The organism is Streptomyces sp. CRCS-T-1, from assembly GCF_024442335.1.
GTDB lineage: Bacteria > Actinomycetota > Actinomycetes > Streptomycetales > Streptomycetaceae > Streptomyces > Streptomyces koelreuteriae.
On sequence record NZ_CP101651.1, the window covers coordinates 5,646,092 to 5,658,743 of the forward strand.

Annotated in this window: 11 protein-coding genes; 9 read left to right on the forward strand and 2 right to left on the reverse strand. The window is 72.1% G+C overall.

The annotated features are described in order from the left end of the window. Positions 1–169 precede the first annotated feature (169 nt). The 8 genes from NNW99_RS25610 (at position 170) to holA (ending at position 9,302) form a co-directional block, all read left to right on the forward strand. Positions 170–904 carry a hypothetical protein gene (locus NNW99_RS25610; protein ID WP_215121459.1) on the forward strand — a complete coding sequence of 245 codons (735 nt, stop codon included), beginning with the start codon at positions 170–172 and terminating at the stop codon, positions 902–904. Between the two features lie 72 nt (positions 905–976). Then, entirely contained in the window at positions 977–1,822 is an 846-nt protein-coding gene (locus NNW99_RS25615) for a DegV family protein (RefSeq protein ID WP_215121460.1), read from the forward strand. 154 nt (positions 1,823–1,976) lie between these two features. Further along, positions 1,977–3,233, forward strand: a complete 1,257-nt coding sequence (locus NNW99_RS25620) for a ComEA family DNA-binding protein (protein WP_215121461.1) — start codon at positions 1,977–1,979, stop codon at positions 3,231–3,233. Next, the gene (locus NNW99_RS25625; RefSeq protein WP_215121462.1) at positions 3,230–5,908 is read left to right on the forward strand and encodes a ComEC/Rec2 family competence protein; all 2,679 of its coding nucleotides are present in this window, start codon (positions 3,230–3,232) and stop codon (positions 5,906–5,908) included. Before NNW99_RS25620 ends, NNW99_RS25625 begins: the two co-directional genes overlap by 4 nt. Before the next feature lie 4 nt (positions 5,909–5,912). Beyond that, a complete protein-coding gene (locus NNW99_RS25630; protein ID WP_215121463.1) occupies positions 5,913–6,752 on the forward strand; it encodes an arylamine N-acetyltransferase in 840 nt (279 codons plus the stop codon). A gap of 315 nt (positions 6,753–7,067) precedes the next feature. After that, positions 7,068–7,949: a YceI family protein gene (locus NNW99_RS25635; RefSeq protein ID WP_215121464.1), complete on the forward strand. Its 882-nt coding sequence runs from the start codon at positions 7,068–7,070 to the stop codon at positions 7,947–7,949. A 53-nt stretch (positions 7,950–8,002) separates the two neighbouring features. Beyond that, positions 8,003–8,248 carry a hypothetical protein gene (locus NNW99_RS25640; RefSeq protein WP_215121465.1) on the forward strand — a complete coding sequence of 82 codons (246 nt, stop codon included), beginning with the start codon at positions 8,003–8,005 and terminating at the stop codon, positions 8,246–8,248. A gap of 64 nt (positions 8,249–8,312) precedes the next feature. Further along, positions 8,313–9,302 carry a DNA polymerase III subunit delta gene (holA, locus tag NNW99_RS25645; RefSeq protein ID WP_215121466.1) on the forward strand — a complete coding sequence of 330 codons (990 nt, stop codon included), beginning with the start codon at positions 8,313–8,315 and terminating at the stop codon, positions 9,300–9,302. A 269-nt stretch (positions 9,303–9,571) separates the two neighbouring features. Here holA and NNW99_RS25650 read toward each other — a convergent pair whose 3' ends face one another. Then, positions 9,572–9,997, reverse strand: a complete 426-nt coding sequence (locus NNW99_RS25650) for a VOC family protein (protein ID WP_215121467.1) — start codon at positions 9,995–9,997, stop codon at positions 9,572–9,574. A 217-nt stretch (positions 9,998–10,214) separates the two neighbouring features. Further along, on the reverse strand, positions 10,215–10,481 hold the full coding sequence (gene rpsT / locus NNW99_RS25655) for a 30S ribosomal protein S20 (protein WP_033306356.1): 267 nt from the start codon (positions 10,479–10,481) through the stop codon (positions 10,215–10,217). Positions 10,482–10,711: 230 nt separating this feature from the next. On the opposite strand from rpsT, the gene lepA reads away from it, so the two are divergent. Continuing rightward, complete coding sequence (gene lepA / locus NNW99_RS25660) at positions 10,712–12,580, forward strand: translation elongation factor 4 (protein WP_215121468.1); 1,869 nt, start codon at positions 10,712–10,714, stop codon at positions 12,578–12,580. Positions 12,581–12,652: the final 72 nt, after the last annotated feature.

Genomic DNA, 12,652 nt, shown 5'->3' on the forward strand with positions numbered 1-12,652 from the left:
GGGACCGCTTTCGGGGTGGTCCCCCAGCGATCCCCTAGCGGTCCCCTAGTGGTTCTCTGATGGTCCTCTACGGGCAGGTTCGGGGTTCTTCCGGAACTCCGGGCCTGCCCGTTGCGTTTACTGTTGAAGAGCGACGTGAGGTGTGCCGCGATGTCCTGAGGAGGAGCCGGTGGAAGCAGTGATCGCAGTATTCGCCCTGCTCTTCGTGCTGTTTCTCGGGCTCGGCGTCTACGCGACCGTGAAGGTGGTCGGTGCCGCCAAGCGCGGCGTGGACCGCGGCCTCACCCAGGCCCGCCGCACCGTCGAGGACCACACCCTGCGGGCCAAGTCCTTCGCCCAGCCCGGCGCCGCGGGCGAAATCGCCCAGCTCCGGCTGAAACTGCGCACCTCGATGCGCGCCACCCAGGACGCGCTGCACGCGTCCGTCGCCGAGGACGAGTCCCTGAAGGAGTCCATCGGCCTCTTCCAGCGGCTCAGCGCGCACGGCCACGAGCTGGACGACGAGCTCAAGCGCCTGGAGACCGAGCCGGACCGCGGCGCGCTGACCCAGCGGCTGCCCGGGCTGCGCGAGCGCACCGAGCGCATCACACAGTCCGCGGACGCCCTGCGCTGGGCCGCCCGCGACCGGGCCCGCCGCTTCGCCGAGGACGACCTGGACACGCTCAGCGCACAGATCGACGTCGAGGCCGGGGCCCTGCGGCACTGGACGACGCCGGAGCCCGAGCCGACCTCGCGACCCTGGCCCGAAGCGCCCGCCGCCGACGCCACCACAGCCGGGCAGACCTGGCCGGAGACGCCTCAGTCGAGCCCCGAGCAGGAGCCGGCCCGCCCTGCCATCACCCCGCCGGGACCGCGCCCCACCTACTCCTGGCAGAAGAAGGCCCGCCCCGAGAGCACCACTTGATCCGGCCACTCGCGCCACGGGGCACCGGGCCCGGGCTGCCACACGGGCACTACGGCAGGTAACCTCCAGCTCATGTCCCGCCATGTCGCGATCGTCACCGATTCAACGGCCTACCTGCCGACCCGGACGATGGAGCGTCACGGCATCACAGCGGTGCCCCTGACGGTGGTCCTCGGCGACCGGGCACTCGAAGAGGGCACCGAGATCTCGACCCGTGCGCTCGCCCAGGCTTTGCAGAAGCGGCGCCCTGTGACGACCTCGCGGCCCAGCCCCGCCGTCTTCGAGGAGACGTACCGCAAGGTCGCCGAGTCCGGCGCCACCGGCATCGTCTCCCTCCACCTGTCCGCCGAGCTCTCCGGCACCTATGACGCGGCCGTCGTGGCCGCCCGGCAGGCGCCGGTGCCCGTGCGGGTGGTGGACACCGGCATGATCGCGATGGCGCTCGGCTTCTGCGCGCTCTCCGCGGCGGAGGTCGCGGAGTCGGGCGGCACGGTGGACGAGGCGGTCATGGCCGCGGAGAAGCGGGCCTCGGGCACGTCCGCCTACTTCTACGTCGACACCCTCGACTACCTGCGGCGCGGTGGCCGTATCGGTGCCGCGCAGGCCCTGCTGGGTTCGGCCCTCGCGGTGAAGCCGCTGCTGCAACTGTCCGACGGCCGCATCGAACCTCTGGAGAAGGTGCGGACAGCGTCCAAGGCGATCGCCCGACTGGAGGAGATCGCGGCCGAGCGGGCGGGCAGCGGGCAGGTCGATGCCGCCGTCCACCATCTCGCCGCCCCGGACCGGGCGTCGGCCCTCGCCGACCGGTTGCGGACACGGTTGACCGGGCTGGCCGAGCTGCATGTCAGCGAGGTCGGGGCGGTGATCGGGGCACATACGGGGCCCGGGCTGCTGGGAGTTGTGGTTTCGCCGCGGTGAACGTTGCTGTGAGGCACTGACGGGGCTCTGGCGGGGCTCTGACCGTCGGCTCCGATCACCCGTGTGAGTGGCGGAGTTGTCCACAGCCGGGGGGTTGTCCCCGGGAATCGACCATGATCATCGCGGGTGGGCCGAGGTGGCCGATCCTCGTCGCATGGCACTTCGATCACGTTCACGTTCAGCGACGGTGACCAGCGGCCCGGGGCGGGGGCCCGCGTCCGACGGCCGCGTCCGGCACCGTCGACGCCCTGCGGTTGTGCGGGGCCGGGCTCGGCATCGGCACGCTTCGGCGGAGGAGTTGCGTCGACGGGCGGGGGTGCTGTTCGGGGAGCATGGTGAACGGGCTGGGCCTGCTGAGCGGGTCGGGGCTGGGGTGCGGGGTGGGCTTGCAGAACGGGGCAGGCCTGCTGAATCGGTCGGGGAGTGGCGGGAGTCGGGGGAGCCGGGGGAGCGGCCGTCGGCTCGGGGGCGGCCTTCGTGGGCTGTTGTGGAGGCGGCTGCCGTGGGGGCGGCTGATGGGGATCGGGCTCCGCAGGGGCGGGAGCGGCACGGGTCGGTTGTGGAATCCGGGTTCCGGCCGGGCCTGGAGCCCGGCGTGGAAGCCGACGCCGTCCTCGCTGAGTCGGACAGCGGAGTGGCCGGTCGGGTCGCGGAAGGGGCCTGGCGGGAGCGGGCGGGGCTCGCGCTGCGGGAGCGGATGCCGCTGTGGTTGCAGACCAGGTGTGGGCTGGAGCGGCGGAGTGTGCTCGCTCTGAGCGTGGTGCTCTTCGTGGCCGCGGCGTTCGCCGTGCAGCACTTCTGGACCGGCCGGACCCAGTCGGTGCGGCCGCCCGAGGTGGTGCGGGCGGCGGCGCCGTTCGGGGAGCAGGGAGGACAGGGCGGGCAGGCCGAAGAGGAGCGAGGGCCGGGTGTGCCCGCGGGGGCGGCGAAGACGACAGGTGCCTCGGGGCCGCCCGAGATCGTCGTGGACGTCGGCGGCAAGGTCCGTGAGCCGGGAATCCACCGGCTGCCGAGCGGTTCGCGCGTCGCGGACGCCCTGCGCGCGGCGGGCGGTGTGAAGCCTGGGACGAACACCGACGGTCTCAACCGCGCCCGCTTCCTCGTGGACGGCGAACAGGTGGTCGTCGGCGGACCGGCCCCCGTCGGGGGAACCGGGGCGGGCGGTACGGCCACTGGAGGCGCCCCAGCCGGTGCGGCGGCGGGCGGTGCGATGCCGGCGGCTCCGGTCTCCCTCAACACGGCCACCGCCGACCAGCTCGACACCCTGCCGGGCGTCGGCCCGGTGCTGGCGCAGCACATCATCGACTACCGCACGCGGCACGGCGGTTTCCGTTCCGTGGACGAACTGCGCGACGTGAACGGCATCGGCGACCGCCGCTTCGCCGACCTGCGCAATCTCGTACGGCCATGAGGACGGCACCTGACTCGCCGGTGCGGCGCGACGAGGCCACTCCCACGGGCGCGCCGCCCGAACCGGCCCGGTCGTCCGTGCACGCCTCCTCCGGGAAGCGGCTCGGCAGCGCCCGTCCTCGGCAGGAGGGCCCCACCGACCTGCGGCTCGTGCCACCCGCCCTCGCGGCCTGGGGCACGGCGGCACTGGTGCTGGGCGCATCGCCGGGGTGGGCCGCGGGCATCGTGGCCGGCTGTCTGCTCGCCGTCGCGCTGCTGCCGCTGGCTCGGCGAGCTGGGTCGGCGTCCTGGCCGCGTGTATCGGCCGCCGCCGTGCTGCTCTGCGTCGCCGCTGCCGCCGCCTCGGCCGGGCTGCACGGGGCGGATCTGCGCCGGGGGCCGGTGCCCGGCCTGGCGCGGGAGTACGCGACGGTGACCGCCGAGGTCGAGCTCACCTCCGACCCACGGCTGACCCGCCCCAAGGTCCGGGGCGATCACGTGGCTCCCACCGCCGTGCTGATCGACGCCGAGGTGCGACGGGTCCACGAGGCGGGTGGCGGGACAGCGGTGACGCGGACGCCGGTGCTGATGATCGTCGACGTGAGGTCGGACCACCGGGGTGCCAGGAGCGCCAAGAGTGCCGGGGGTGACAGGGGTGCCGGGGGTGCCGGCGGTGCGCAGCCGTGGTCGGCGGCCGGTGAGCGGGTGCGGTCGCCGTGGCTCGGGCTGCTGCCGTCGACACGGCTGCGGGTCAGCGCGCGGCTGGCGCCGGCGATGGCGGGCGGGGACCGGGTCGCGGCCGTGCTGCGGGTGCGGCATCAGGGCGTACCGGAGGTGGTGGGAGGGCCGTCGGACGCCCAGCGGCTCGCCGGGCGGTTGCGGGCCGGGCTGCGGGAGGCGACCAGCGGGTTGTCGGCGGATGCCCGGGCCCTGTTGCCGGGACTGGTGGTGGGGGACACCTCGCGGATCACCCCGGAGCTGGAGGAGGCCTTCAAGGAAACCGACCTCACACACACTCTCGCTGTTTCCGGGGCCAACTTCACGATCATGCTCGCCCTGCTGCTCGGGCCGCCGGGCCTGGCGCAACATGCCGAGCGGCGGGGGATCGCGCCTCGCCTCGGTATCTCCCTGCGGGGGACGGCGGTGCTCGGGGGAGCGCTCTGTCTCGGGTTCGTCGTGGTGTGCAGACCCGACCCGAGCGTGGTGCGGGCCGCGGCCTGCGGAGCCGTCGCGCTGCTTGCCCTGGCGACCGGCCGCCGGAGGTCCCTGATCCCGGCGCTGGCGACGGCGGTCCTGCTGCTGGTGCTGTACGACCCGTGGCTGGCGCGGAGTTACGGGTTCCTGCTGTCCGTCGTGGCCACCGGGGCGCTGCTCACGCTCGCGCCGCGGTGGAGCGCCGGGCTGCGCAGGCGCGGGGTGCCGCCCAGGCTCGCCGAGGCGCTGGCCGCCGCTGCCGCCGCGCAGGCGCTGTGCGCGCCCGTGGTCACCGTGCTGTCGGCGCGGGTGAGCCTGGTCGCGGTGCCGTGCAATCTGCTCGCGGAGTTCGCGATCGCGCCCGCCACCGTGCTGGGCTTCGCGGCCCTGGCCACGGCACCGGTGGGGATGCCGGTGGCCAAGGCCCTGGCGTGGTGCGCGCATTGGCCCGCCGAATGGATCGCGGAGATCGCCCGGACGGGGGCGGCGCTGCCGGGGGCGGGCGTGGACTGGCCGGGCAGTTGGGCGGGTGCGGCACTGCTCGCGGCCGTGACTCTGGTGGTGCTGCTCGTGGGGCGGCGGCTGCTCGGGCATCCGTGGTGGTGCGGGGTCTGCGGGCTGCTGCTGGCGCTGGCGGTGGTGCAGCCGCCGCCGCTGACCCGGGTGATCACGGGCTGGCCGCCGCCGGGCTGGCGGCTGGTGATGTGTGACGTCGGGCAGGGGGACGCCATGGTGCTCGCGGCGGGTGAGGGCGCCGGAGTGGTGGTGGACGCGGGGCCCGATCCGCAGCTCGTCGACCACTGTCTGCGCGCACTCGGCATCACCAGGATTCCGCTGGTCGTGCTCACCCACTTCCACGCCGATCATGTGGCGGGGCTGCCCGGTGTGCTGCGCGGGCGGTCCGTGGGCGCGATCGAGACGACGGGCTTCGAGGAGCCCGCGGACCAGGCCGCGTTCGTCAGGAGACAGGCCGCGGCCCGGCGGGTGCCCGTGACGAGCGCCGCCGCCGGGGAGCAGCGCCGCGCGGGCGGGCTGTCCTGGCAGGTGGTGTGGCCGCCCCCGAGCCCGCCACCGCCGTCGGCGGGCGCTTCGCCGGGCTCGCATCCGCAGGTGCTCCCGGCCCACCCGGTGCCGGAGGGGCCGAACGACGCCAGTGTGGCCATGCTGGTCCGGACGGCGGGGCTGCGGCTGCTGCTCCTCGGGGACCTCGAACCCCCGGCCCAGCGGGCGCTGGCGAGGTCGCCGGCGGCCGGGGCGCTGGCCGATGTGGACGTGCTGAAGGTCGCCCATCACGGCTCGGCCTATCAGGACCCCGGACTCATACGCCGGGCGGCACCGCGGCTGGCCCTCATCAGTTGCGGTGCCGACAACACCTACGGGCATCCGGCGCCCGGCACGGTGGCGGCACTGCGCGCCGGGGGTGCGACGGTGCTGCGGACGGACCGGGACGGCGCACTGGCGGTCGTAGGAGAGGGCGGAGAGCTGACGGTGGCGCGAGACTGAGGGCATGAACTCAAGCCAGGTCGATGCCTATCTCCGCCGCCTCGGGGTCGAGCCCCCGGCGTGGCCCACGGTCGACGCGCTGCGCGAGCTGCATCTGCGGCATCTGCGGACCGTGCCGTTCGAGAACCTCTCCATCCACCTCGGCGAGGAGATCGTGCTGGAGGAGAAGCGGCTGCTGGACAAGGTGGTGGGCGCCAGGAGGGGCGGGTTCTGCTACGAACTCAACGGATCCTTCGGGGCGTTGCTGGCCGCCCTGGGCTACGAGGTGGCCCTGCTCGCGGGGCGGGTGTACGGGGACGAGGAGCGGCTCGGGATCCCGTACGACCATCTCGCACTGCGGGTGCGGACGGTGGACGGGGGCGACTGGCTGGCCGACGTCGGATTCGGGGCGCACAGCCATCTTCCGCTGGCGTTCCGGGAGCGGGGAGAACAGGAGGACCCGGGGGGCACGTTCCGGATCGTGGAGGCGGGGCCGGACGCGGCCGGGGTGCGTGGTGGACACGACAGGGTGGAGGTGGCGGACCTGCAGGTGATCCGTGACGGCAGGCCGCAGTACCGCCTGGAGGTGCGGCCGCGGGTGCTCGGTGACTTCGTGGCCGGGGCGTGGTGGCACAGCACGTCGCCGGAGTCGCACTTCACGCGGTCGCTGGTCTGTTCGCGGGTCACGGAGGAAGGAGGGCGGATCACGCTCAGCGGACGCAAGTTCACCGTGACAGCGGCCGACGGGACGCGGGAGGAGAGGGAGCTGGAGAGGGACGAGGAGGTGCTGGGGGTGTACCGGGAGAGGTTCGGGATCGAGCTCGACGCGGTGCCGGTGGTGCGGGGCGCCGGTCGGGAGAGCTGAGCCGGACCGGACGGAGGCGGACTCGGACACGTCCGGGGGCGGACCCGAACCCGTCCGGGGGCGGACTCGCATCCGTCCGGGGGTCGACCCGGACCCGGACGGGGCTGATTCGGTCCAGAAGGTGCACACCGTTCACACACGGTCCACATGGTTCCAGTCGGTGCTACTCGGGAGTAGTCCCATCACATCTGCTGGATTCCCGTGATGTGGTCGCGTGTTGCCTCGAAAGCCTCATCGGTGGTCGAATGCGTCCTCGATGAACAGTGATCGAACCGCTGACTTCGAGTCGCACGAGGTGTCCAGGAGGCTTTCGAGATGATCGGCCGCTGGCGGGGAAGCCGACCCAACCGGGTGCAACGGACGAGTCCCCTGGCGGCGGTGCCGACGCCGCCGAGCGCGGGGGTGCTGAGCTGCCGGGTGCTCGATCCGGTCAACGAGCCGGTCAGACACGCGGAGTTCGCGGTCACCGACGCCATGGGGCGGGCGGTGGTCAGCGGGGGCGCGGATCCGTTCGGGTCGTTCGTGACGACGGTGCCCGCGGGGGAGTACCGGCTCGCGGTGTCGGCGGAGGGGTACACGCCGTACCGGGCGACCACGCAGGTAGCCGAGAACACGCTCGCGTCGCTCGGGGACGTGACGCTGCAGGTGGCCCGGCCGCCGGAGCTGCCCGGGCCCGGCGACTGGGAGATCGAGCCGGCGCACTCCTCGCTGGCGTTCACCGCGCGGCACATCGGACTGGCCCGGATCCACGGGCAGTTCAAGTCGTTCGCGGGTGTCATGCGGGTCGCCGAGCCGTTGGAGCGGTCGGCGATGCATGTGGTGATCGACGCGGCGTCCATCGACACGAACGTGAGGATGCGGGACGACCATCTGCGGTCGGCGGACTTCCTGGACGTCGCGAAGTTCCCGACGCTGGAGTTCTACAGCGACCGGTTCGTGCACAAGGGCGCGAACCGGTGGGCCGTGACGGGGGCGCTGTCGCTGCACGGCGTCACGCGGACGGTGACGCTGGACACGGAGTACCTGGGGCTGGGCAACGGCATGGAGGGCGAGGTGCGGGCGGCCTGCCGGGCCACGACCGAGCTGCACCGGGACGACTTCACCGTGAGCTGGCAGACGATGCTGGCGCGGGGCATCGCGGTGGTCGGGCCGAGCATCAGGATCGACCTCGATGTGCAGGTCGTCCGCAAGGGCTGAGCCGGGCGGATCCGGCGGACCGGGCCGCGACGCGGTGTCGGACAATGTCCGGCGTGAGTGATGTGCGACATGTGCTGGTGCTGCCCGACCGTGATGCCGCGGAAGAGGTGGTCGAGGCGCTCGGGGAGAGGTTCGGGGTCGTCGAGGAGCCGCAGCTGGTGCGGGACGCGCTGGCCGGTGAGGACGATGCCGAGGACGCGCAGTGGCTGGTCGTCCTGAGGGACGAGGCCGGGCGGCTGGACGCCGGGGAGCTGGACCGGTTCGCCGGGGAGTGGGACGGCTGGCGGGAAGAGCCGTAGCGGCCCCGCGTACGCCCCGGTCCGTTCGGGCCCGTTGTCAGTGGCGCGTGGGATGCTTGTCGCGATGGCCAGGAAGACTGCGAATGACGACCCTCTCGCCCCGGTGACGCTCGCCGTGGGCCAGGAGGAGCTGCTGCTCGACCGTGCCGTGCAGGAGGTGGTGGCCGCGGCGAGGGCCGCCGACGCCGACACGGACGTACGGGACCTGACCCCGGACCAGTTGCAGCCCGGCACGCTCGCCGAGCTGACGTCTCCCTCGCTCTTCGCGGAGCGCAAGGTCGTGGTCGTGCGCAACGCGCAGGATCTCTCGGCCGACACGATCAAGGACGTCAAGGCCTACCTCGGGGCGCCCGCCGAGGAGATCACCCTCGTGCTGCTGCACGCCGGAGGGGCCAAGGGCAAGGGGCTGCTCGACGCGGCGCGCAAGGCCGGGGCGCGCGAGGTGGCCTGCCCCAAGATGACGAAGCCGGCGGACCGGCTGGCGTTCGTGCGGGGCGAGTTCCGGGCGACGGGCAGGTCCGCCACGCCGGAGGCGTGCCAGGCGCTCGTCGACGCGATCGGCAGTGATCTGCGGGAGCTGGCGTCGGCGGTCTCGCAACTGGTCGCGGATGTCGAGGGGACGATCGACGAGGCGATCGTCGGGCGGTATTACACCGGCCGGGCCGAGGCGTCGAGCTTCACGGTCGCCGACCGGGCGGTCGAGGGGCGGGCGGCCGAGGCGCTGGAGGCGTTGCGCTGGTCCCTGGCGACCGGCGTGGCACCGGTGATGATCACCAGCGCGCTGGCCCAGGGCGTCCGGGCGATCGGAAAGCTCTCCTCGGCCCGCGGAGGCCGGCCGGCGGATCTCGCCCGCGAGCTGGGGATGCCGCCCTGGAAGATCGACCGGGTCCGGCAGCAGATGCGCGGCTGGACCCCGGACGGCGTGTCCGTGGCGCTGCGAGCGGTGGCCGAGGCGGACGCGGGAGTAAAGGGCGGCGGCGACGACCCGGGGTACGCCCTGGAGAAGGCGGTGGTCGCCATCGCCCGGGCGGCCCGGTCCCGGGGGCGGGGCTAGGGGCCGCTTTTCAGGGGACGGGGGCGTCGATGCCCGGCCGGTTTCTCTCGCTGTCGCGGACCAGCCGCTGGGGTTTTTCCGCCGGGCGGCCAAGTCCAGGGGACGAGGGTAGGGGCCGGCTCCTCAGACGGGCGAGCCGATGCCCAGCGGCTTCTCTCGCTGTCCCGGACCAGCCGCCGGGTTGTCCCCCGGCCGGCCAGGTCCAGAGGGGCGAGGGTAGGGGCCGGCTCCTCAGGGGACGGGCGGGGCGACGCCCAGCAGGTTTCCCTTCAGCGGACAGGCTGGCCGATGCCCAGTAGGTTGCCCTCGCTGTCGTGGAACCAGCCGCCGCGTTCGCCGCGGGCGCCCTTGCTCGGGTAGTTGCCCTCGACCTCGGCGATCCCGTCCCGTGTGCGCAGGCCGGGTACGTCGACCTCCTCGAAGACCACACCGCGCCGCTTCAGCTCCGCCACGGCGGTGTCGATGTCGTCGACCTCCAACGCCATCTGGGTGAAGGTGCCGGGCGAGGCGCCCGTCGAGCGGAAGAGCACGAACTCCCCGCCGCCGCAGCGGTAGAGCAGCCCGCCGGGGCGTTCGTCGGCGGGCTCCATGCCGAGTTTCTCGGCGTAGAAGCGCCGCGCCCGGTCCAGGTCCTGGGCGGGCAGCCTGGTCGCCACGCGGGCCCCGGCCAGAACGTCCCTGTCGTCTCCGGTCATCTCTCCACTGTGCCGCGAGCGACGCCCGGAGCGAGGACCGGCACGCCGAAGGCCGGGCACCCTCCCATGGGGAACGGGAGAGGCACCCGGCCTTCGATTCAAGCTGCTGGATCCGCGCCCGCGTGGCGAACGCAGGCCGCGCGCGGATCCGTAAGGGGTGCCGGACGGGAGCGGATAGAGAGGGCCCGCTCGATTCCCTCCGGCGTCACATCAGATGTCAGCCCTTGAGCGCGGCGACCTTCTGAGCCAGCGCCGACTTCTTGTTGGCAGCCTGGTTCTTGTGGATGACGCCCTTGGAGACGGCCTTGTCGAGCTGACGCGCGGCGACGCGCTGGTACTCGGTGGCCTTCTCGACGTCACCCGCGGCAGCAGCCTCACGGGCCTTGCGGATCGCGGTCTTGAGGGAGGACTTGACGGCCTTGTTGCGCAGCCGCGCCTTCTCGTTGGTCTTGATCCGCTTGATCTGGGACTTGATGTTCGCCACGAATGAGCCTTTTCAGGTTCTGGCACGGGACCGCGCGGGACCCGCACCGATGATTTCTTGAGGTAGCGCCTCCTGCTGAGAGGGCATGAGGCACAGCCCCCCACGGTACCAGCGGGCCCATCCACGGCCCAAACCCGTCGGTGGTCCCCTTCCGTGGGACCATGGAGGCTACGTATCGATCCGACCCGAGACCGCAGACACTGCGGACGCCTCAAGAATCAGGACCCTGCGTGCCCGCGATCCCTAGCCATGTGCCCGAACCGAGCCGTACCGACCCGGCTCTGATCCGCAACTTCTGCATCATCGCGCACATCGACCACGGCAAGTCCACGCTCGCCGACCGGATGCTCCAGCTCACCGGAGTGGTCGAGCAGCGGCAGATGCGCGCTCAGTACCTCGACCGCATGGACATCGAGCGTGAGCGCGGCATCACGATCAAGTCCCAGGCGGTGCGTCTGCCGTGGGCTCCCACCGAGGAGCCGGGCAACACGCACATCCTCAACATGATCGACACCCCGGGCCACGTCGACTTCACCTACGAGGTCTCGCGGTCACTCGCCGCCTGCGAGGGCACCGTCCTCCTGGTCGACGCGGCCCAGGGCATCGAGGCCCAGACTCTCGCCAACCTCTACCTGGCGATGGAGAACGACCTCAAGATCATCCCTGTACTGAACAAGATCGACCTCCCGGCCGCCCAGCCGGAGAAGTTCTCCGAGGAGCTCGCCAACCTCGTCGGCTGCGACCCGGAGGACGTCCTCAAGGTCTCCGCGAAGACCGGCGTGGGCGTCGACGCGCTGCTCGACAAGGTCGTCGCCGAGGTGCCGGCCCCGGTCGGCGTCGCGGACGCGCCTGCCCGCGCGATGATCTTCGACTCGGTCTACGACTCCTACCGCGGCGTCGTCACGTACGTTCGAGTCGTCGACGGTCAGCTCAACAAGCGTGAGCGCATCCGGATGATGTCCACCAACGCCACGCACGAGCTGCTCGAGATCGGGACGAACTCGCCCGAGATGCTGTCCGCCGACGGCCTCGGTGTCGGCGAGGTGGGCTACATCATCACCGGTGTGAAGGACGTCCGCCAGTCCAAGGTCGGTGACACGATCACCAGCCTGCAGAAGGGCGCCACCGAGGCCCTCGGCGGGTACAAGGAACCCAAGCCGATGGTGTTCTCCGGCCTCTACCCCCTCGACGGATCCGACTACCCGGAGCTGCGCGAGGCCCTCGACAAGCTCCAGCTCAACGATGCCGCGCTGGTCTACGAGCCGGAGACCTCCGCGGCCCTCGGCTTCGGATTCCGCGTCGGCTTCCTGGGCCTTCTCCACCTCGACGTCATCCGCGAGCGGCTCGAGCGCGAGTTCGGGCTCGCCCTCATCGCCACCGCTCCGAACGTGGTCTACCGCGTGGTCATGGAGGACGGCACCGAGCACACGGTGACCAACCCGAGCGAGTTCCCCGAGGGCAAGATCAACGACGTGTACGAGCCGGTCGTACGCGCCACGCTCCTCGCCCCGAGTGAGTTCATCGGCGCGATCATGGAGCTGTGCCAGACCCGGCGCGGCACGCTGCTCGGTATGGACTACCTCTCCGAGGACCGCGTGGAGATCCGCTACACGCTTCCCCTCGCGGAGATCGTCTTCGACTTCTTCGACCAGCTCAAGTCCAAGACCAAGGGCTACGCCTCGCTCGACTACGAGCCCACCGGCGAGCAGGCCTCCAGTCTCGTCAAGGTCGACATCCTGCTGCACGGCGACAAGGTGGACGCCTTCTCGGCGGTCACGCACAAGGACGCGGCGTACGCGTACGGCGTGCGGCTCGTCGCCAAGCTGCGCGAGCTGATCCCGCGCCAGGCCTTCGAGATCCCCGTCCAGGCGGCCATCGGCTCCCGGGTCATCTCCCGCGAGACCATCCGCGCCATCCGCAAGGACGTCCTCGCCAAGTGCTACGGCGGTGACATCTCCCGTAAGCGGAAGCTGCTGGAGAAGCAGAAGGAGGGCAAGAAGCGGATGAAGATGGTGGGTTCCGTGGAAGTTCCGCAGGAGGCCTTCATCGCCGTCCTGTCCAGCGATGACAGCGCGGGGTCGGGCAAGGGCAAGAAGTAATCACGGATTACCGTGGGTTACACCGCAAACCGGGTAGAACAGGGGCCCGTCGTGTGAGAGCGCGGCGGGCCC